Annotated in this window: 19 protein-coding genes; 15 read left to right on the top strand and 4 right to left on the bottom strand. The window is 67.6% G+C overall.

What is annotated here, in order from left to right; genetic code table 11:
• Window positions 1-32 precede the first annotated feature (32 nt).
• Genes ACOQPQ_RS00205 through ACOQPQ_RS00220 form a run of 4 tightly spaced genes read left to right on the top strand, consistent with a single transcriptional unit; the run spans window position 33 to window position 2,716 of the window.
• Window positions 33-521, top strand: coding sequence for a MogA/MoaB family molybdenum cofactor biosynthesis protein (locus ACOQPQ_RS00205; RefSeq protein ID WP_420637441.1), 489 nt, complete (start codon window positions 33-35; stop codon window positions 519-521).
• Between the two features lie 29 nt (window positions 522-550).
• On the top strand, window positions 551-1,570 hold the full coding sequence (gene ribD, locus ACOQPQ_RS00210) for a bifunctional diaminohydroxyphosphoribosylaminopyrimidine deaminase/5-amino-6-(5-phosphoribosylamino)uracil reductase RibD (RefSeq protein WP_420637442.1): 1,020 nt from the start codon (window positions 551-553) through the stop codon (window positions 1,568-1,570).
• A 37-nt stretch (window positions 1,571-1,607) separates the two neighbouring features.
• Complete coding sequence (gene hisG / locus ACOQPQ_RS00215; protein ID WP_420637443.1) at window positions 1,608-2,483, top strand: ATP phosphoribosyltransferase; 876 nt, start codon at window positions 1,608-1,610, stop codon at window positions 2,481-2,483.
• Window positions 2,480-2,716 carry a cold-shock protein gene (locus ACOQPQ_RS00220; RefSeq protein ID WP_420637444.1) on the top strand — a complete coding sequence of 79 codons (237 nt, stop codon included), beginning with the start codon at window positions 2,480-2,482 and terminating at the stop codon, window positions 2,714-2,716. Before hisG ends, ACOQPQ_RS00220 begins: the two co-directional genes overlap by 4 nt.
• Here ACOQPQ_RS00220 and ACOQPQ_RS00225 read toward each other — a convergent pair.
• Window positions 2,691-3,125 carry a DUF1844 domain-containing protein gene (locus ACOQPQ_RS00225; protein WP_420637445.1) on the bottom strand — a complete coding sequence of 145 codons (435 nt, stop codon included), beginning with the start codon at window positions 3,123-3,125 and terminating at the stop codon, window positions 2,691-2,693. The genes ACOQPQ_RS00220 and ACOQPQ_RS00225 overlap by 26 nt on opposite strands.
• A 250-nt stretch (window positions 3,126-3,375) precedes the next feature.
• Here ACOQPQ_RS00225 and infC point away from each other — a divergent pair, with 250 nt between their 5' ends.
• From infC to ACOQPQ_RS00245, 4 genes are read left to right on the top strand one after another with little or no spacing between them, the layout of a single operon-like run.
• Complete coding sequence (gene infC / locus ACOQPQ_RS00230) at window positions 3,376-3,942, top strand: translation initiation factor IF-3 (RefSeq protein ID WP_420640328.1); 567 nt, start codon at window positions 3,376-3,378, stop codon at window positions 3,940-3,942.
• 16 nt (window positions 3,943-3,958) lie between these two features.
• Complete coding sequence (gene rpmI, locus ACOQPQ_RS00235) at window positions 3,959-4,153, top strand: 50S ribosomal protein L35 (protein ID WP_420637446.1); 195 nt, start codon at window positions 3,959-3,961, stop codon at window positions 4,151-4,153.
• 30 nt (window positions 4,154-4,183) lie between these two features.
• Window positions 4,184-4,606 (top strand): 50S ribosomal protein L20, encoded by a 423-nt coding sequence (gene rplT / locus ACOQPQ_RS00240; protein ID WP_420637447.1) that lies wholly within the window; start codon window positions 4,184-4,186, stop codon window positions 4,604-4,606.
• A 29-nt stretch (window positions 4,607-4,635) separates the two neighbouring features.
• On the top strand, window positions 4,636-5,355 hold the full coding sequence (locus ACOQPQ_RS00245) for a TrmH family RNA methyltransferase (protein ID WP_420637448.1): 720 nt from the start codon (window positions 4,636-4,638) through the stop codon (window positions 5,353-5,355).
• A 33-nt stretch (window positions 5,356-5,388) separates the two neighbouring features.
• On the opposite strand, the gene ACOQPQ_RS00250 is transcribed toward ACOQPQ_RS00245, so the two are convergent.
• A complete protein-coding gene (locus ACOQPQ_RS00250; protein WP_420637449.1) occupies window positions 5,389-9,432 on the bottom strand; it encodes an AAA domain-containing protein in 4,044 nt (1,347 codons plus the stop codon).
• Between the two features lie 310 nt (window positions 9,433-9,742).
• Between ACOQPQ_RS00250 and ACOQPQ_RS00255 the strand changes: the two genes are divergently transcribed.
• Window positions 9,743-11,200, top strand: a complete 1,458-nt coding sequence (locus tag ACOQPQ_RS00255; RefSeq protein WP_420637450.1) for an AAA family ATPase — start codon at window positions 9,743-9,745, stop codon at window positions 11,198-11,200.
• Window positions 11,201-11,267: 67 nt separating this feature from the next.
• On the opposite strand, the gene ACOQPQ_RS00260 is transcribed toward ACOQPQ_RS00255, so the two are convergent.
• Window positions 11,268-12,659, bottom strand: a complete 1,392-nt coding sequence (locus tag ACOQPQ_RS00260) for an aromatic ring-hydroxylating oxygenase subunit alpha (RefSeq protein ID WP_420637451.1) — start codon at window positions 12,657-12,659, stop codon at window positions 11,268-11,270.
• 115 nt (window positions 12,660-12,774) lie between these two features.
• Between ACOQPQ_RS00260 and ACOQPQ_RS00265 the strand changes: the two genes are divergently transcribed.
• From ACOQPQ_RS00265 to ACOQPQ_RS00290, 6 genes are all read left to right on the top strand, one after another.
• The gene (locus ACOQPQ_RS00265) at window positions 12,775-13,938 is read left to right on the top strand and encodes a hypothetical protein (protein ID WP_420637452.1); all 1,164 of its coding nucleotides are present in this window, start codon (window positions 12,775-12,777) and stop codon (window positions 13,936-13,938) included.
• Window positions 13,939-13,990: 52 nt separating this feature from the next.
• Complete coding sequence (locus ACOQPQ_RS00270; RefSeq protein WP_420637453.1) at window positions 13,991-14,920, top strand: NAD(P)H-dependent flavin oxidoreductase; 930 nt, start codon at window positions 13,991-13,993, stop codon at window positions 14,918-14,920.
• On the top strand, window positions 14,920-16,296 hold the full coding sequence (locus ACOQPQ_RS00275; protein WP_420637454.1) for a magnesium transporter: 1,377 nt from the start codon (window positions 14,920-14,922) through the stop codon (window positions 16,294-16,296). The genes ACOQPQ_RS00270 and ACOQPQ_RS00275 overlap by 1 nt, the downstream gene beginning before the upstream one ends.
• 39 nt (window positions 16,297-16,335) lie before the next feature.
• Window positions 16,336-17,562, top strand: a complete 1,227-nt coding sequence (locus ACOQPQ_RS00280) for a potassium channel family protein (protein WP_420637455.1) — start codon at window positions 16,336-16,338, stop codon at window positions 17,560-17,562.
• Window positions 17,563-17,661: 99 nt separating this feature from the next.
• Entirely contained in the window at window positions 17,662-18,027 is a 366-nt protein-coding gene (locus ACOQPQ_RS00285; RefSeq protein WP_420637456.1) for a ribbon-helix-helix domain-containing protein, read from the top strand.
• On the top strand, window positions 18,024-18,332 hold the full coding sequence (locus ACOQPQ_RS00290; protein WP_420637457.1) for a type II toxin-antitoxin system PemK/MazF family toxin: 309 nt from the start codon (window positions 18,024-18,026) through the stop codon (window positions 18,330-18,332). The genes ACOQPQ_RS00285 and ACOQPQ_RS00290 overlap by 4 nt, the downstream gene beginning before the upstream one ends.
• Before the next feature lie 188 nt (window positions 18,333-18,520).
• On the opposite strand, the gene ACOQPQ_RS00295 is transcribed toward ACOQPQ_RS00290, so the two are convergent.
• On the bottom strand, window positions 18,521-20,539 hold the full coding sequence (locus ACOQPQ_RS00295; protein ID WP_420637458.1) for a bifunctional metallophosphatase/5'-nucleotidase: 2,019 nt from the start codon (window positions 20,537-20,539) through the stop codon (window positions 18,521-18,523).
• Between the last annotated feature and the right edge of the window lie 140 nt (window positions 20,540-20,679).

Genomic DNA, 20,679 nt, shown 5'->3' on the forward strand with positions numbered 1-20,679 from the left:
TCGGCGAACACCGGCACGGGTAGCCTGAGGGGATGGCGGATCGAGAGACGGCAGGGTTGGGGGCGAAGGTGTTGACGGTGTCCGACGGGGTCATCGCCGGCACCCGGGAGGATCGTTCGGGGGAGGCACTGGTGGAGTTGCTGACCGGTGAGGGCTACCGGGTGGACGACCGGCGGGCGGTCGAGGACGGGGTGGCGTCGGTGCGCGACGCCCTCATCGAGATGGCCGACGGGTACGCCGGGCTGATCGTCACCACCGGTGGCACCGGATTCGGCCCTCGGGACCTGACCCCCGAGGGCACCGCCGAGGTGCTGGAGCGTCGGGCCGACGGCCTGGCCGAGGCCACCCGGCTGGTGAGCCCGTTCGGCCGCCTGTCGCGGGCCATCGCCGGCACCCGGGGCACGGCGCTCATCGTGAACGTGCCCGGCTCCCCCAAGGGGTCGGTAGAGTGCCTGGGCGCGGTGCTCGACATGCTCCCCCACGCGCTGCGCCTGTTGGCCGATCAACCCACCGAGCACTGAATCCCGGACGGCCGAGGACGGGCTGAGCGTTGACGTCCGAGCAGCACCGAGCGGTCGCCATGATGGACATGGCCCTGGAGGCCGCCCGTTCCTGCCGCCTGATCACGTCGCCCAACCCGTGGGTGGGGTGTGTGGTGGATGCCGGCGACGAGCAGTTCACCGGCGCCACCGCCCCGCCGGGGGGCAACCACGCCGAGGTGAACGCGCTGGCCGCCGCCGGGACACGAGCCCAAGGCGCCACCCTCTACACCACGCTCGAGCCGTGCGCCCACCAGGGCCGCACCGGGCCGTGCGTGGACGCCGTAATCGCCGCCGGCATCGTTCGGGTGGTGGTGGCCCTCGAGGACCCCGACCCGGCGGTGTCGGGCCGGGGCCTGGCCGGTATGCGGGCCGCCGGGATGGACGTGGCGGTGGGGGTGCGGGCCCCCGAGACCGCCGAGCTGCTGGCCCCCTACCTCAAGCACCGCCGCACCGGCCGGCCCTGGGTGGTGTTGAAGCTGGCCGCCACCCTGGACGGCCGCATCGCCGCCCCCGACGCCACCAGCCGCTGGATCACCGGCCCCGAGGCCCGGGCCGACGTCCACCGGCTCCGGGCCGAGAGCGACGCCGTGCTGGTGGGGGCTGCCACGGTGCGGGCCGACAACCCCCGTCTCACCGTGCGGGACTGGCAACCCCCCGCTGGCATGACCCCCAGGACCGACCAGCCGCTGCGGGTCGTGCTGGGCACCGCCCCGCCCGACGCCCGGGTGCAGCCCGCCCAACCAATGCACGGGCCGCTGGAGGGCGTGCTGGACGATCTCGGGCGACAGGGAGTGGTCCAACTCCTGGTGGAGGGAGGGGCCACCACCGCGGCCGCCTTCCACCAGAGCGGCCTGGTGGACCACTACGCGGTGTACGTGGCCCCGGCCCTGATGGGGGGCAACGACGGCCGCCCGATGTTCGCCGGGCCCGGCGCGGCCACCGTGTCGGAGGTGTGGCGAGGAGAGATCAAGGGCGTCAGCCGCCTGGGGCCCGACCTGCGGGTGGACCTGCGGGCCGCCTGCTATTGACCACGGCCCGGTGACTGCTGCCCGGTAGCGTGGGGGGATGCTCTCGCTGGTGCTGCCCAAGGGGTCGTTGGAGAAGGCGACCCTGGAGCTGTTCGACGCCGCCGACATCACCGTCCACCGCAGCTCCGAAGTGGCCTACCGGGCGACCATCAACGACCCCCGCATCGCCGACGTCCGCATCCTCCGGCCCCAGGAGATACCCCGCTACGTGGCCGACGGGCTGTTCGACCTGGGCATCACCGGGCGGGACTGGGTGGTCGAGACCGGCAGCGAGGTGGTGTCGCTGGGGGAGCTGCGCTACTCCAAGAACACCTCCCGTCCCATCCGGATGGTGTTGGCCGTACCCGCCGATTCACCCTGGCAGGCCGCCGAGGACCTGCCCCAGGGGGTGAAGATCTCCAGCGAGTACCCCGCCGTCACCCGGCGGTTCTTCGACGACCTGGGCATCGAGGCCGACATCGCCCTGTCGTACGGGGCCACCGAGGCCAAAGTGCCCGACATCGTGGACGCGGTGGTGGAGATCACCGAGACCGGTCGGGCGCTGCGAGCCGCAGGGCTGCGGATCATTCACACCATCCTCACCTCCTACACCGAGTTGGTGGCCAATCCCGCCGGGTACGCCGATCCCGAGCGTCGCCACGCCATGGAGCAGATCCACACCCTGCTGGTCGGGGTGCTGGAGGCCCGCGGCAAGGTGCTGGTGAAGATGAACGTGCCGTCGGCCAGTCTGGACAAAGTGATCGACCTGCTGCCGTCCATGAAGGCCCCCACGGTCAACGAGCTGTTCGGCGGCCACGGCTACGCGGTGGAGACGGTGGTGCCCAAAGCCGACATCAACGTGTTGATTCCCGACCTCAAAGACGCCGGGGCCGGCGACATCATCGAGTTGCCGTTGGCCAAGATCGTCCATTGACCGGCCCTGAGTCCGGCGCGCCTCTGACCGGCACGGTCGCCTCCTTCGACGACAACGGCGGCTGGGGCGTGGTCACCGCCGAGGACGGCACCGAGTACCCGTTTCACTGCACCGCCGTGGCCGACGGCAGCCGCACCATCCCAGCCCGCGCCGAGGTGATCTTCTGGTTGCGGCCCGGCCATCGGGGCCAATGGGAGGCCGCCGGGCTCACTCCTCGCCAGTACCCTCCGTAGCCCGCGACACCTGCACGAATGCCATGCGGATCTGGTGGAGGGCGTCCCTCAGGGTGGCCTCGTTGTCGCCGAGGCGATCCTTCAACCCGTCCACCAGCACCCCGAGGGCGTCAATGGCCAGCCGGGCCTCCTCCAGGTTGGGGGGCTGTTGGCTGAGATGGATGGCACCCAGCTCGTAGAGGCCCATGGCGTGGTTGGCCACCACCACGGCCGCCGGGGTCCGGGCAATCTGCTCCCGGGCCTCGGCGAGCTGCTGGGCCAGTTCCTCGGCCTGGGCCCGCTCCTCGTCGCTCAGTCCGGCCAGGGGATCCTCGGGTGCCTCGGTGGGGGTCTGGGGTGGCGGTGGCGCCGACCGTCCCCGGCCGTCGTCCACCGGCACCTCGCCGCCTGGTGTCCACAATGTGCTCATGGCTGGTTGTCGGCTCCTTCTTCCTCGTTTGGCGTTGTTGTCGCCCAACACTGATACTCTTACCCCGCAACTTTGGCGCGCAAGCGGAAGCCTGCTGAACGGGGGACTCCCGGACGGGGGACTTCTCAGCGGGAGACTCCCGATTGGGGGCATTCCGTGTAGTGTGCGTCAGCCCCGAACGTCAAGAGAGAGGAACATGCGCATTGCGAAGCGGTGATCGGCCATAGCCTCGGTTGATGCTGAGCCGAGGATCAACGACCGGATTCGCGCCCGAGAGGTCCGCCTCGTTGGTCAGGACGGCCAGCAGATAGGCATTCGCCTGCTGCCGGAGGCGTTGGATTTGGCCCGTGAAGCCGGCCTCGACCTGGTGGAGGTCGCCGAGAAGGCGAACCCCCCGGTGTGCCGGATCATGGACTACGGCAAGTACAAGTACGAGGCCGCCCAACGGGCCAAGGAGTCCCGGCGAAACAGCACCAACATCGTGGTCAAGGAGATGAAGTACCGGCCCAAGATCGGGCCGGGCGACTTCGGAACCAAGACCCGCAAGGTGAAGAGCTTCCTCGAGGAAGGCTACAAGGTGAAGGTCACGATCATGTTCCGTGGCCGCGAGGTGCAGCACCCCGAGTTGGGGCGCCGCATCCTCGACGACATCGCCACCGAGGTGGCCGAGGTGGCCAAGGTGGAGGTCTACCCCAGGCTCGACGGACGCAACATGACCATGGTGCTCGGACCGGCGAAGAGGAAGTCCCGCAAGCAGGCCGCCAAGGCGGCTGCCCAGGCGGACCAAGAGGCCGCAACCACCGATACCGCTCCCTGAAGCGCACAGCAACGACATGCCCAAGATGAAGACCCACCGCGGCGCAGCCAAGCGGTTCAAGACCACCGGCACCGGCAAGCTCCGCCGACGCCGCGCCTACAAGAACCACATCCTGGAGAAAAAGGCCCCCAAGCGCAAGCGCCAGTTGCGGGGGCCGTCGCCGGTGTCGGCCGCCGACGCTCCGGCGGTGAAGCGCCAACTGGGCTTGTAACCCCCCACAGTCGATTTCAAGGAGAACACGATGGCAAGGGTCAAACGCGCCGTCCCCGCCCGCAAGCGCCGCAAGGCCGTCCTGAAGCGGGCCAGGGGCTACTACGGCAACAAGAGCCGCACCTTCCGAGGGGCCAACGAGCAGTTGATGCACAGCGGCCAGTACGCCTATCGGGACCGCCGGGCCCGCAAGGGTGAGTTCCGCCGCTTGTGGATTCAGCGCATCAACGCCGCCTGTCGCCAGAACGGCACCACCTACAGCCGGTTCATCAACGGCCTGAAGCTGGCCGAGGTGGAGGTGGATCGCAAGATCCTGGCCGAGTTGGCGGTGAGCGACCCGGAGGCGTTCGCTGCCCTGGTGGAGGTTGCCCGCAACGCGGCTGACAAAGCCGCCTCCGACGGGGGCGCGGCCGACAAAGCCGCCTCCGACAAAGACACCGCCGGGGTGGGGTAACGCCCCTGCTCAGCGCCCGCAATCCCCGGGTGGCGGAGCTGCGCCGCCTGGTCAACCGCCGCCGCGACCGGGTGGCGACCGGCACATTCGTGATCGACGGGCCGCGGCTGTTGGCCGAAGCGGTGGACGCCGGGGTGGAGTTGGTGGACGTGTTCGTGGAGGCCGGGGCCGATCTCGCTGTGGCGGTGGACGCCCCGGTGTGGACGGTCGGCCAGGGCGTGTTGGCCAAGGTGACCTCGGTGGTCAACCCCCAGGGCGTGATGGCCACCGCCCGCATCCCGGTGCCCGGGCCGCTGGTTGGTGGGGACTTTGTCGTCGAGCTGGCCGGGGTGGGCGACCCCGGAAACGCGGGCGCCATCGTGCGCAGCGCGGTGGCCGCCGGGGCCCAAGCGGTGGTGTTCGGCCCCGGATCGGTGGATCCTTGGAACCCCAAGACGGTGCGGGCGTCCGCCGGCGCCCTGTTCCGGGTGCCGTTGGCGGTGGCCGACCCGGTGGGGGAGCGGATCGGGGCCGACCCGCACCGGGGCCACCCCTGCGACACCATGGATCTGACCGGTCCCCTCACCCTGGTGGTGGGCAACGAGGCCCACGGCGTCGCCCCCGCGGTGACCGTGGATCGATGGGTGTCGATCCCCATGGCCCCCACGGTGGAATCCCTCAACGTGGCCGCCGCCACCGCCGTCCTGTGCTTCGAGATCGCCCGCCAACGCCGCCCGCCACCCCCCGACGACCGGTCAAGGAGTTTCTGACCGCGTCAGTTGCCTAGCGTGATGGTTCCCTCATCAGTTGGTTCGCTCATGATCTTGCCGGGAATCATGAACCCTGTACTCCAAGATGGCCTGCCCGATGACCTCCCGAATCTTCGGCCCTCGGCGTTTGAATCCCAACTTCGCGAACATTTCTTCGAAGAGCTGGTCGTCCGTGCGCAGCAGACCGTCGGACATGATCCACTGGGCGAGCCGGATCAGACTGGCTTGCGAGTACTCGGCAATCGAGTCGTGGCGACCAATGAAGGGTTGGGGGCCCCGTTCGGGCAGTGTTGCCTGAACACCGAATCCCCGGTCGGCAGGCGATGACTGCACAGGGGCGCCCGGCGGCGTGATCTTGCCGGAGTCGATGTCGGCCACCGCTTGGTGGAAGGCGGATAGCACTCGGTCGACTTCGCCACGATGGTCGTTGAACCAGTCGGTCGACCAGATGCGGCAGAATCGCCAGCCGAGGCGCTCCAGGTGTTCTTGTCGCAGCCGGTCCCGGTCACGAGCGGTCGGGGATGAGTGGTAGCTGGCGCCGTCGGCCTCCACCGCCAAGGCGAATTGACCGCCTCTGGTGGGGTGGCGCACGGCGAAGTCGATGCGGTACCCGGAGCAGCCGTGCTGGGGCACGACATCCAGCCCCGCGGCGGTGAGCTTGTCGCGAACATCGATTTCGAAGGGGTTCAATTCGGCTGGATCGCGGGCACCATCCAGCTCGGTGCCCCCGGACTGGGCGAACTTCAGGAATCCACGCAGCATCTCTGCCCCAGTGGAAGTGGTTCTGCCGGGATCCAGGTCGCTGTGGGCAAACGACGACACCAGGGTCATTCGCTTGCGGGCTCGGGTGATGGCCACGTTGAGTCGACGCTCTCCCCCCTGCATGTTCAGCGGACCGAATCGGTACACCATTTGGCCGTCGGCATTCTTGCCGTAGCCGATGCTCAAGATGATGGCGTCGCGCTCGTCCCCCTGCACGCGCTCAAGGTTCTTGACGAAGGTCTTCTCCTCCTTCGCTTCATGGAAGAACTCTTCCAGTTGCTCGTCGGAGTCGTGTTGGAGCCGTTGGCGGAGGGCTTCCTCGATGCGATTGGCATGGTGGATGCCCATGGCGATGACCCCGAGGCTTTCTTGGGGTCGCTGTTGGGCATGGTCGAGCATCAGGTCCACCACCCGAAGGACTTCGTCGGAACTGCTGCCCTTCTCCACGGCCATGCCCGGTCGGTGGGGCACCAGCTCCCACGTCACGCACCGGTCGGCGCTGGCCCCCGGGAAGGTGGTGAGGCTCCCGTGGTAGATCTCCTGATTCGAGTAGGCGATCAATCGCTCGTCTTGGGAGCGGTAGTGCCAGGAGAGGGGGCGACGGGACAGTCGGGCGTCCATCACATCGAGAATCGAGTCGTAGTCGCTCAGGGACTCCTCGTCTTCGTCGAGGTCGTCGCTGGTACCCCCGGAACTGTCGAAGAAGGTTGTGGGCGGGAGCTGGCGGGAATCGCCCGCCACCATGGTTCGGTGTCCCCGTAGCAATGCTGAGATGGCGTCACAGGGCATCACCTGGCTGGCCTCGTCGAACACCACCAGGTCGAACAGCGGCCGTGGCGGCAGCGTCTGGGCCACGTCCAGCGGTGACATCGCCCAACACGGGCGCAGTGCCAGAAGCGCCTCGGGCGCTTGTTGGAACAGCTTGGCCAACGGCAAGTGGCGTGTCTTCTTGTTCGCCTCCTTTCGGATCAGCTCGTCTTGATCGGGGAAGCGGTTCAGCGCGGCCACGGCATGCTCGGCGATGCGTCGGGCCACTCGGGCTGCAGTGCGGCCCAGGTGAGCTTTGTCGTCAGCCATGAACTCGGCCACGTAGCGAGTTTGGCGGGTTCCCCGAAAGCCGGACAGGCGACCGTCGTTCAGATGCAGTTCTTGATGAATCGATCGCAGCCACGAGTGGTCGAAGGCCCGTTCCAGGTCTTCTGGTGGCAGCGAGCCGTCGTTGACCTTGTCGAGCAGCGGCCCCACCTGCTTCTGACGCAGCCGCTGCTCCAGCTCAGCCATTTGGGGCAAGCTGAACAACGTCTGTTGGTCATCGAGCAGCCGTCGGACGATCGCCAAGATGTCCTCTGCGGATTGCCGGGCGAAGTCCTGTGTCGGCACCAAGATGGACAAGAAGTCGACCGACTTCATCACCGCGGCCAACGCGGCATGGGCCTGTCCGACTGCGGCGGACACTCGTGGCGAACCGCTACATCCGAGTTCGGACCATCGGCGGTCCTGGGTGCGGGCCGCGACCACCGCATCCACCGCTGCTCGCCTGCTGAGGGTGGATGAGGGGGCCAGGAGGCTGTCAAGGGTCTCCATGGCCGCTTTGCATCGCTTGTCGAAGAGCCGCAGCACCCAGGGTTTGGCCGCTGGGGTGACCTCCTCCACGAGTTGATCCAAGTCTCGATGAAACACCTCCGGTGAGAGCACGGCATCTGTCTTTGCGATGGCAATCGAGAGGTCATGGAGGTCGGTAGTCAGCCCTTGCCACTCGCGCACGGACTCCGGTTCGGTGATGCCCAGCTCTTGTTGCAGTCGCGGCTGCTGGATCAGCCACTGGGGTATGAGGTTGCCAACCAACTCCCGGCATGTCTCGGACGCGCTGCGGGCCTCGGCTTCGGCGGTGATGCGGGCTCCAGCCCATGGAGAAGTTCCCGAGCGAAGCGGTTCGGAGAGGTCAACCCAATCCTTGAGGTCACGGCGAACACCGTCGGCAGCGTCGCGGCCCAGGTCGGACAGGGCCGCCGCCGGGAACCACATCGGCGGCTGACGCGACCCCTCCGTGGGATTACCACCTGCTTCCAAACCCAGCAGGTGCTTCTGAACATCGAAGTACGACATGTTCCATGGGGGGTGCGGTTGGTGCAGGGCCTCGGAATACCCGGAGAGTTCCTTGCGGGTGTTCTCTACTTTGCGATGGAGATCCTGGAGGTCGACCGGCGGGATTCTGGCGATCTCAGCGAGCGAGTCGTTGAGCTGGCCGGCGAGTTTCTTGCGGGAGGAGACTCCGCCGTGCAGGTCCATCACGAACCGATCAAGACCGGCCGAGGTCAACCGCTTGACCACCGCATCGATGGCGGCTCGCTTCTCGGCCACGAAGAGAACGCTTTTGCCCTCCGCCATCATGGTGGCGATGAGATTGGAGATGGTCTGGCTCTTGCCCGTTCCCGGAGGCCCCTGGAGCACAAACGACTCGCCCGCCATGGCGGCATTGATGGCTAGATTCTGCGATGAATCGGCGTCGAGCACCAGGAATTCGTTCCGGGGCGGCGTTCGATCGGGGAGGGATGGGTCGACCGCACTGACGTGGTGGTTGCGCAGCGACTGGCCGGCTTCGTCGTCGCCGGCGATGGCGGCGATCACATCGTGGCGGGCAAGTGCTTCCACGTTGTCGCGGATGTCGTTGACCATCGGCATCTTCTTGAACATGAAGTTGCCCAACACCACCCTCTCCGCAATATCGAAGTCCGGGACTCGGGCTGCACGCTGGAGCAGCTCCGCGAAAATGGCCTTCTCTTCTCCTTGGCTGATCTGCTCACCGTCCCCGAATGGGTCCAAGAGGCTGTCTCCGGCCACGTCCACCTTGAACTCGTGGGAGAGGTGGAACAAGAGGGCCTCATTGAGCGTCCAATCGCCGCTCAGTTGGATGTCGAAGTCGATCTCGCTGGCCCCGGTGCGCTCCAAGGACACCGGCGACAACAGCACCGGTGCCGCCGGAGTGGCGCTGGAGGACACCGGCGTCCAGGTGGCCATCCCCCATCCCACGAACAAGGTGTTGATGCCCTTCTCCTCGAAGTTGAAGACGGCCTTGCGTTTGACCGTACGGATCCGCCTCAAGGCGTCATCGAAGAGGTCGTCGGGAAAGAGATCCTGGGCCCGGATCCTTCTGCCGTTCTGCAGGCGAGCCCTCGCCTTGGGGTCGGCCTGGTCCAAACTCAGCGTTCCCGACTTGAGTTCCTTGTAGTAGAGCAGCAGGTTTCGCCCCGACTCGTCGGTGAGGTCTTTGGCCCACTTCTCGGCGGCCCGCTCCACAGTCTGCATCCGGCTCATCGGTGAGGGAGACTACTCACAAGCTCAGCAGCGACCCGCACGGAGATCGCCTGCCCTTGCCCCAATCACGGCTATCTCTTGGTGGGCCAAAAAAAATAGCCCCGCCATGCCCTGCGGAGCAGGCCAGGCGGGGAATACTGAGCGCAGCGTACCGTGCCAACCACGACTCAGCAACCCCGACTCTTGTCGCCCGCCAACGCCGCCCGTCTGCGGGTTCCCGTGCCCACGAACCTGACCACTGACCTGCTAGTGTATTAGTTACCTACTGTGTTAGTTGACTAATATACTAGATAACTATTACGGTAGTGGCATGGTGTCCACGTCGTTGATCGACCGCGAAGCCGAGTCGGCCACGCTGCGGGCGTTGCTCGACGGCGGCAAGCCGGCTCTGGCGTTGGTTCACGGTCGCCGCCGGGTGGGCAAGACATTCTTGTTGTCCCGTCTCTGGCCCACCGAACAGGTGTTGTACTACTCGGCGTCGTCCACCACCGCGGCCATCAACCGGCAGGCGTTGTTGGCCATGGCGGCCACCTGGTCGGGCCAAGAGCTGCGGCTGGACGACCACCCCACGTGGCGTACCGTCTTTCGCTCCCTGCTTCATCTGCGCCCGGCCCTTCCGACCGTGATCGTGTTGGACGAGTTCCAGTATCTCGCCGACGGGGAGAGCGGGCTGCGCGAGGTGGCGTCGGAGTTGAACGCGGTGTGGGAATCGGGTCTGGACCGCACCGGTGGTCTGTTGGTGGTGCTGTCCGGCTCGGCCGTACGGACGATGGAGGCCCTGGCCAAGGGAGGGTCGCCGCTCTACGGACGCCTCGATGCTCAGCTCCCGCTGGCGCCCTTCGACTACTTCGACGCCGGGCAGATGGTGGCCCGCTACTCGCCGGCCGATCGGGTACGGGCCTACGGCGCTTTCGGCGGGCTGGCCGGCAACCTGGCGGCGGTGGACGACTCCCGTCCCCTGGGGGACAACATCGCGGACCTCCTATTGTCGCCCCACGGTGTGGTTCGGGCCCGCCTGTTGACCGAGATCGACCAAGAGGAGGGCTTGCGCAACCCTGCTCGTTACCGGGCGGTGCTCGTGAGCATCGGCCTGGGGGCCCGCTCCGTCGGGGAGATCGCCGCCAACATGGGCCAAAGCGCCGACACTCCCCTGAAGCGGATCATCGATCAGCTCGAGGACATGGCGTATCTGGTGCGTGAGGTCAATTTCGAGGCGTCGCCCCAGCGGGGGGTGCGCTACCGGCTGGCCGATCCTGCCACTCGCTTCCACTACGGGATCGGGCTGCCGGCGGAGTCGGCGGTGGCCGTGCTCGGCCCGCAAGCGGCCTGGCGGGAGCGGTTCGCGCCAGAGGTGTTCCCCTCCTACGTTGGCCGGCACGTGTTCGAGGACGTGGTGCGACAGGGGTGTCGACGCTGGGGTCCTGAGCAGGGTCTGCCCTTGGTGGCGCAATGGGGGCGATGGTCGGGCCAGGACCGCAGCCGACGCCCGGTGGAGATCGACTTGGTCGGCCGCACCTTGGACGGCACTGTGGTCACCGGCTCGATCAAGTTCCGCAACCGACCCGCCGACGCCCGTACCTACCTCGATCACACCACGGCCCTGGAACGGCTGGCCGACAGCGGGATTGGCTGGGCCCGAGAATCCTTGGCCCCCGACGCCCCGTTCTGGTTCGTCTCCGCCGCCGGATTCTCCCCCTCCTTCCACGAAGTCGCCGACCCCCACCACCCCCTCATCACCTGGACCCTCCAAGACCTCTACCCCTCCTGACCAAGCGCTCTGTCGAACCTGTTGGGGCCGCTCCGAGGGGTTCCAGGAGGTCGGCGGGAGTGGGGCCTCAGTGGGGGGTGGGGCCGATGGCGGGGGGTTGGGATCGCAGGGCCTGGATTTCGGCGACGGCTTCGGGGGAGAGTTCGTCGACGCCGATGAACTCCTCCAGATTGCGGTGGAGGTTGATGATCCGCATCTCTTCTCGGCTCAACACGATGTGGTCGAGGCCCGGCTGGTGCAGACCCCGCTGGGCTCGCTGCAGGTTGGACAGATCCTGGTCGAACACCAGGTTGAGAGAGGCGTCCTCGGCGGCGATGGTGGCCTGCACGGGCCGATCACGGTCGGCACCGGGTGGGCGGCGGTCGAGATGGAGCAGGTCCATGAGGGCGTCGTCGGGGGTGGGGCCGGGCCGGGCCCGCAGCACGGTGATGCTGTCGCACATCACGATCACCGTGATGTTGGGGAACAGGTTGAACTGGAACAAGTCGAGCATCTGGGCCTGGTCGAAGCCGCTCAGGTCCAGGCCCTTGGCGGAGGTGGCGTCGCGGATCAGCCCCTCCAACACGTCTCGCACGCTGCCCCCATCGGGTACCGGCGGGCACGCCCCCGGATTCTCCGAGTCCTGACCGTAGCGGGCTCCCTGGGTGACGATGATGGAGTCCCAGATCTCCTGGTCGGTGGCCCCGTTGCGCAACCGGGGGCTCGGCACCCCGTAGGGCTGGTGCAACGAGCCGTGGCGACCGTACAGGCGGTTCACCGAGTTGACGTCGTCGCAACTGGGCAGCATCTCCCGGTGGATGCCCTGCACGTGGTAGGTCTCGCTGAACGCCTCGATGAGGGTCTTCCAGTTGCAGGGCAGCGGCACGGTGAGGTCGTAGGCGCAGACGTACTCCTCCAGGCGAGCCCACTCCAGCAGTCCGGGAATGGCCTCGAGGTAGTCGTCCAAGGGCTCGGCTTCCGGGTCCAGGTTCACGAACACCAACGGCCCCCAGGTGCCCACCTGCACGGGGAACAGCGGGTAGTCGTCGTTGCGCAGCGCCCCGAATCCCCGGCGTGACGGCACCTCTCGCAGCTTGCCGTCCAGGGTCCACGACCAGCGGTGATAGGGACAGCGCAGCTCGGTGAGCCCCGACCCCGACCCGGTACACAGCACGTTGCCCCGGTGGCGGCACACATTCTGGAATCCCCGCAGCCTCCCGTCGTCACCCCGCACCACCAGCACCGAGAGGTTGCCCACGGTGTACTCGAACCAGTCGCCGGGCGACGGCACATGGTCCACCGTGCAGGCCAGTTGCCAGGCCCGGGGCCACACGTGGGTCATCTCCAGGTCGGCCCACGCCGGGGAGATGTAGCGGTGGGTGGGCACCTTCACCGGCTCCCGGCGGGGCGGCACCTCACCGATGGCGGTGCCCACCGGGGCGTCGTTGGTGAACTCGGGTCCGATCGGGATTCTCGCCATCGCTGGTGCCTTCACAGGGTTGGATCGGGCCGGCGGAGCCCTGGGCCGGGACCGACAGCCGATGTCGTCGCCAAGAGGTTATCGGTGATGGGCGGTCCCGTAATCTGGAACCCGTATGAGCTGGTCCGAGGGGGTTGTGTTCGCCGTCGGGGCCCTGATCGCCCTGACCACTCTGCTGGCCGCCATCCACACCGTGGTGGTACCCCGAGCCGAGCGCAGCCTGCTGATTCGGTTTGTGTACGTGGGCATGGGGTTGTTGTTCTCGGTGTTGGCCCGACGGCGCAAGACCTACGAATCCCGCGACGCCCTGTTGGCCCGCTACGCCCCCACCACGCTGATGGTGCTGCCCTTCGTGTGGTCGGTCGGGGTGACCTACGGGTTCTCGCTGATGTTCTGGGCGCTGCACGTCCGCCCCTACCGGGAGGCGCTGGTGTTGAGCGGTTCGTCGCTCACCACCCTGGGCTTTCGGGAGACCAACGACTTGTTCACCCTGATCCTGGCCGTGGCGGAGGCGCTCATCGGCCTGGGCATCGTGGCTTTGCTCATCAGTTTCCTGCCCACCCTGTACAGCGCCTTCAGCACCCGGGAGGCGGCGGTGGCCCGGTTGGACGTGAGGGCGGGCACCCCGCCCACGCCCGAGGCCATGATCATCCTGGCCCACGAAATCGGCGGGCTGGAGGCCATGGACGACACCTGGGCCCAGTGGGAGCAGTGGTTCACCGACATCGAGGTGAGCCACCAGACTTATCCGGCGTTGGCCTTCTTCCGGTCGGTACGCCCCGATCGGTCGTGGGTCACCGCCGCGGGGGCGGTGCTCGACACGGCGGCCATCATGTTGTCGACGGTGAACGTGCCCCAGTCGCCGGCTGCCGCGTTCATGATCCGTTCGGGCTATGTGGCCCTGCGCAACGTGGGCGACTTCGTGGGCATCGACTACGACCCCGACCCGGCGCCCACCGCACCGATCACCGTTCGCCGCCGGGAATTCAACGAGGTGTACGAGACGTTGCGGCGGGCCGGGGTGCCGGTGGTGGAGGACATCGCCCAGGCGTGGGCCGACTTTGCCGGTTGGCGGGTGAACTACGACACGTGTTTGATCGGGCTGTGCTCGCTCACCTCGGCGCCGCCGGGCAAGTGGAGTTCCGACCGGCCCTCCCCCTACCACCACATTCCCCTGCTGCATCGCCCGGTCGACCGTCCTCATCCGCCCTTGTTGCGCCAGATCCAGCGCTGGAACCGGATGCGACGCCGCAACGACAACCCGGCCCGCCGCCCGTGAGTTCGTGTCGGGCGGGCACCAAGTACGTGACCGAGGTGAAGGAGCAGCCGACATGAAGACCCGGATCACCGAGTTGCTGGGCATCGACATCCCCGTGGTGCAGGCGCCGATGGGCTACATCGCCCGGTCGCCGCTTGCCTCGGCGGTGTCCAACGCGGGCGGCATGGGCATCATCGAGACCTCCTCGGGCCAACTCGACGCCATCAAGGACGAGATCGCCAGGATGCGGGACCTCACCGACCGCCCGTGGGGGGTGAACATCGCCCAACTCCTGGTGCCCGACGCCACCGTCATCGACTTCGTGATCGACCACGGTGTGGGGTTCGTCACCACCTCCGCCGGCGATCCGGCCCGGTTCACCTCGGTGCTGAAGGAAGCAGGGATCACCGTGTTCCACGTGGTGCCCACCCTGCGAGGGGCGCAAAAGGCGGTGGACGCCGGGGTGGACGGCCTCATCGTGGAGGGGGTGGAAGGGGGCGGGTTCAAGAACCCCCACGGTTCCTCCACCATGGTGCTCACCCCGCTGGTGTGCGCCGCGGTGGAAGTGCCCGTGATCGCTGCGGGTGGGATTTGCGACGGGGTGTCGATGGCCGCCGCCTTGGCCCTGGGGGCCGACGGCGTGCAGATGGGCACCAGGATGCTGTCGGCGGCCGAGTCGCCGGTTCACCCCAACTGGAAGCAGGCCGTGGTGGACGCCGCCGAGACCGACACCGTGCTGTTGAACCGTTTCGGCCGCCCCGGCATGCGGGCGCTGCGCACCGAACTCACCGCCGAACTGGAGCATCACGACCAGGTGCAGATGCCCGGCCTCGACCTGCTCATGGAGCAGTACTTCGGCGGGCGGATGGACGTGGCCGTTCCCTTCGGCGGCCAGGTGATGGGCCGCATCGACCAGGTTCGACCGGTGGCCGACATTCTGGCGGAGGCCTGGGAGGACTGCCAGGCGCGCCTGCGCCGACTGGGTGAGGCCGCCGCAGGCTGATGCGGTCTCTCTCCGGGCAGTCCCGTACCCGGTCGTCCCGGTTGGGCCTGTCCCGGTTGGCGGCTTGGCGGGCGTCGCTGCCCCGGACGGGATTGCCCCGGACGCCGCTGTCCCGGTTGGGCCTGTCCCGGTTGGCGGCTTGGCGGACGCCACTGGCCCGGTTGGGACCGGCGGGGATCCGACTGCTGGGTCCCGACCCCCGGGGGGTGGGCCAATCGCTGGGGGCCCTGTGCGTGCTGGCGGTGACCAGTGTGGTGGCCGGGGTGGTGTTGGGTCGCAGCCACGAGCGCCTGGCCGACGTGCCCGGGCTGTTGCTGTTGGTGCCGGCGGCCATCGCGTTGCGGGGCAACATCTTCGGGGCGTTGGGCAGCCGGCTCGGCACCGCCATCCACACCGGCACGTTCCGCCTGTCACTGCGGTCGTCCACCGTGGTGGGCCAAAACGTGAGGGCTTCCATGGCCTTGACGCTGGTGTTGTCGCTGGTGTTGGCCATCTTGGCCTCGGTGGTGGCGTCGGCCACCGGCATCGAGGGGGCCATCAGCGTGGCCGACTACCTGGTGATATCGGTGGTGGGCGGGACGCTGGCCTCGGTGTTCGTGTTGTTGGTCGCCCTGGGCATGGCCACCGGTTCGGTGCGCTGGGGTCTCGACCCCGACAACGTGACCGCCCCCATGGTGACCGCCGCGGGCGACGTGTTGACCCTGCCCGCTCTCATCGTGGCCTCCCACCTGGTACGGCGAGACGTGGTGACCCCGGTGATCGCCGGTATGGTGGTGGCCGCCACCGCCATCTCGTTGGTGGCCGCCGTCCGGTCCAAGGCCCCGGAGCTGCGCACCATTCTCCGGGAGTCGATGCCGGTGTTGGCACTGGCCGGATTCCTGTCGCTGTTGGCCGGGGTCATGCTGGAGAACCGATTCGACGTGTTCGCCGCCCGCCCCGTGCTGTTGGTGCTGGTCCCCGGCTACCTGGCCACCGCCGGGGCACTCGGTGGCATCTTGGCCAACCGCCTGTCGAGCAAGCTGCACCTGGGACTGATCGGTCCCAGCCTGGTGCCCCAACGGGAGGCGCGGGCCGACGTGGGCGTGACCGTGGGTTTGGCCCTGCCGGTGTTCGCCATCGTGGCCCTGGTGTCGCAGGGGGCGGGGTCGCTGGTGGATCTGGCCGGTCCGGGAGCGGGCCGGTTGGTGGGGGTGGTGCTGGTCGGCGGGGTGATGGCGGTGGCGGTGGTGGTGGCCGTGGCCTACTACGGGACCATCGCCGCCGTGCGATTCGGGGTCGACCCCGACACGGTGGGCATCCCGACGGTAACCGCCGTGCTCGACCTGGTGGGCGCCCTCACCTTGGTGTTCGCCATCGAGGTCTTGGGGGCAGGATGAGCAGCGGGATGCCGACGACTACCTTGGAGAGACCGGACGATGGACGATAGACCGCGAAACCTGCGGGCCATGCTCGCCGAGGCCAAGGACCTCTCCGAGCTGATGGTCGATCTGGCCTACGCCGCCCTGTACTTCGACGACCCCGACATGGCCACCGAGGTGGACGACCTCGAGGTGCAGATGACCGAGCTGGTGCAGGACATGCGGGCGGTATGCATCATGGCCGTGCGCCACCCCCGGGAAGCCGAGGGCATGTCGTCGGTGCTGCAGGTGATCAGCGCCATCGAGCGGATCGCCAACGACGCGGTGGACATTTCCCGGATCGTCACCCGCCGGCTGGGGATTCCCGCCGAGTTGGTGGCCGACATGTCCAACGCCGAGGAGGTGTCGCACCGGCTGGTGGTGCGGGAGGGGTCGCACATGGTGGGCCGTCCCCTGGGCGATCTGGAGTTGCCGGTGGTGGCCGGGATGCGGGTGATGGCCATCAAGCGGGATCGGAGTTGGATCACCGACGTGGGTGGTGATCAGTTGCTGATGCCCGGAGACGTGCTGTTTCTGCGGGGTTCCCCCGCGGGGATCGTGAAGCTGCACCAACTGGCCGCGGCGCCCACGTGGGAGGAGCGGTCGGCACCGGAGGACCCGTGGTTCTCTGATCTCCACCGTGCGGTGGAGGTGCTGGTGGAGATGAAGGACCTCTCGGAGGCCGCCGTGGGCCTGGCCTATTCGGCGCTGGTGCTCAACGACCGGGGGTTGGCCGCCGAGGTGCAGCAGCTCGAAGGGCGCCTGGATGAGATGAACCACCAGTTGGAGCTGTGGGTGTTGCGGGCTGCGGCCGACAACATCGATCCGGCCCCGCTGCGGGGCCTGCTGCACCTGGGCCAGGCCGCCGAGGACATCGGTGACCAGGCCCGTCAGATGGTCCTCTTGGTGGAGCAGGGCGAGGAGGTGCATCCGATCCTGGAGATCGCCCTGGGGGACTCCGACGAGGTGGTGGTGGACCTGCCGGTGGCCCCGGGCTCGGGTGCCGACGGGTCGTCGTTGCGGGAGCTGGCCCTGGGCATCGAGCCGGGCTTCACCGTGTTGGCCATCCGCCGGGGGGGTCGCTACCTCTATCGGCCGAGGGGGCGCACGGTGCTGGCCGCCGACGACCAGATCATCGCCAGCGGCCCCGACGAAGGCCGAGAGGCCCTCGCCGCCCGCTTCGGCTGGCACCTCGTGAGAGACGAAGAAGGACTCGAAGACACCCTCCAACCCCTCACCCCTTGATTGGACGGCCTCGGCACAGATTGTCCTCAGAGGCGAGCGTCACCTGTGAACTGTAGAGAGCCTTGACTCTCCGGCAGCCCACCCGCGTATACTGATTGTATGACAGCAACGGTGCCGATTCCGGTGCGGTTCGAGGAGAAGCAGGTTCAGGCCATAGATCGCCTGGTAGACGAAGGGGTAGGGGAAACTCGGTCTGAGGTCATCCGACGGGCTGTAGAGCGCCTGGAGGACACCGTTCGCCGAGCCCGGATCGAGCAGGAAATCATTGACTCCTACCGCGAGCAACCCCAGTCACCGGATGAAGATGCTGCGGCCATGGCCGCGGCTATCGCGCTCATCGAAGCAGAACCGTGGGTGTGGACCGAGGATGGCCAGTTCATTCCGAAGCACGTGGCCTCCGAACGGGGCATCCCTCTCGGCCCAGGCCCTTCACGCCCGCATTCTGGAGCCATTGAGGGGCGATGAACCAAGGCGACATCTGGCTGATGGAGCAGCCCACCGAGGAGGGCAGGCCGGTTGTCATCGTGTCTCGGAACGGGGCCATCCCGGTCCTCAACAGCGTGGTCGTGGCTCCTGTCACCAGTACCCTTCGGCCGCTCCCGACATGTTTGCCGGTCGGCGCTGAAGAGGGCCTAGCTCACGACAGTGTGGCAACTTTCGACAATCTCACCTCTGTGCCGAAATCCATCTTGACCAGGCAAATCGGAAGCCTCAACTTCCTTGGCCGTCAACAGATGTGTGAAGCCCTCCATGCTATGTCCGACTGCTGAAGGCAGTGGATCGTAGGGTGGATTCAGAATTCCCAGCACCGCCACGGGAGGCGGTATCTGCGATCGACACCTCCCGTTAGCATGCAGTTGCCACCGGTACCGGGGTCTCATTCAGATTGATATCAAAGTTGCGGACTCATCAGCGAGAGGTTCTCCGCTCCTCTCCTCCCCAGGTGTGGGGGATGGGGTTAGTCGGTGGTGAGGCGGCGGGCGGTGGTGCGGCGGGACAGGCCGAGGAAGAGCAGGCCGGCTAGCACCAGGCTGGCACCGATCAGCAGGAGCACGCCGGTCTCGGAGCCGCTTTCGGCCAGGACCTCTTCGTCTGTGTCGCCGTCGTCCATCCCGTCGTCGGCGTCACCCATGCCGTCGTCAGCATCGTCCATGTCGTCGTCCGCCTCCGGGGAAGCGGTGACGATGCGGCCTTCGCCGCCTTCGGGATAGCGGTCGGCGGGGATGACCGCTTCGAGTCCCTCGCTCACATAGGCGGCCAGCGACTGCTGGTCGGTCAGCCCCAGGTTGGTGCGGGTGCCGTCGCCGAACAGGTACTGGTCGCCACCGTTGGCCAAGAAGTTGAGGGTGACCAGCGTGGTTGACGGCGCCCCGTCCACCACGGCCCCGTCGGCCACCAGGGCGGTGCCGTCGTCCAGGGTGATCGACCACACCCGGGTGCCCTCGACGGTGACGGTGTCGTCGTCACCGATCTCCTGGGGGGTGCCCTCCGGGTTGTACACCAGGGTCATCCCGGCCACCTGGGCGAAGCGTCCGCTGGAACTCTCCACCCGGGACACGGCGTTCTCGAAGATCACCTTCATCTGGGCGGCCGACACGTCCTCGATCACGGTGACGAAATTGCCGAACGGAGAGATGTTGAAGGTCTCCAGCTCGCTGAGCGGCCCCACCGGGATCACCGAGTCGTTGCGGATGCCGCCACCGTTTTGGATGGCCACCGCCGGTTGGGGCACGCCGAAGTCCTCGGCCAGCCGCTGGCCGTTCCACAACAGGGCGTCGGTGAGCAGGTTGCCGAGGTTGGTCTCGGCGGTGCGGATGCCCGGCGAGCGACGGCCGTCCAGCGGCACCTCGGTGGTGCCCACCGGGTTGGCGGCCAGGTCATCGAGGGCAGCGGACACCGGCTCGGTCACCTGGGCCACCACGTCGGGATGGGGCTCCACTGCGTCGGGCTCGTCGCCCCCGGCCACCCGTTGCAGTCCGCTGGCGTCGTCGATGGCGGTCACGTTGCCGTCGGCGTCCACGGTGAGGATGAGCCGACCCACGTAGGTGTAGTCGCCCGGCGTGGTCACCACCGGGACCTCGGTGCCGTCGACCAGGGTGGCGGTCAGCGGGTAGGGGCCGTAGGGGTCGCCGTCTCCGGGCAGCAGCACCGTGGAATCGTCGGCCAACAGGGCACCGCTACCGCCCGCCACGATGGCATCCACCCCGGTGAGGTCGGCAGCCAGATCGATCTCGCTGCTCAGGGCCTGCAGGTGGGTGGACAGCACGATGATGTCGACCCCGTCGGCGGTGAGACGGTCGATCTCCGGTTGCACGATCCCGGCCACATTGGGGTTGACCACCACGTTGCGGGGACTGGAGATGTAGGTGAGTTCGGGGGTGGTGGCGCCGATGATCCCGATGCGGCGGCCCTGCTTCTCCACCACCACCGAGGGCGCGATCCGGCCCTCGTCGGCCAGAGCGGCCAGGGCCGGCTCGCCGGAGAAGTCCAGGTTGGCGCTGATGAACGGTGCGGTGGTGGTTTCGGTGATGAACCGAGCCAGCACATCGGGCCCCAGGTCGAATTCGTGGTTGCCGATGGTGAGGGCGTCGTAGCCGATCAGGTTGAGGGCCAGCGCGTCGTAGAACGGCCCGTCCTCGTCCAGGCTGACCGACAGCTCGGGGCCGCTCAGGAAATTGTCGCCCGAGGAGATGGTGATCACCGCCGCGCCGTCGGCGGTGGCCTCGTCGCGCAGTTGGTGCACCAGCGAGGCGAAGCGGGCCGCACCCCCGAAGTCGGGCAGATCCGACGACGCCTGCACGAGCTGCGACTCGCCGTCGTTGTGGTGCAGGATCACCAACTGCAGTTCGTCGGTGTCGGCATGGATCAGGACCGGCTCGGCATCGTCGGCCTGAGTGGTGACCGGACCGACGGCGTCGTCGGATTGGGCCGCCGCCGAAGCTGCACCCAGCAGCCCGAAGGCCACCAAGGCGGTCACGAGAGTCCAGAAGATCCGACGCATGTTGAAGGCTCCATTCATTGCCGTGTTCTTTGCCCTTGAGTCTGGGTTCGGGCAAGGGTCAACCAGGCGGCCTCCGCCCGCAAGACTCTGCCACCCGCAGTTTGCCCCACGATGAC

The sequence above is a fragment of the Candidatus Poriferisocius sp. genome, assembly GCF_965219775.1.
Classification (GTDB): Bacteria; Actinomycetota; Acidimicrobiia; order Acidimicrobiales; family Bin134; genus Poriferisocius.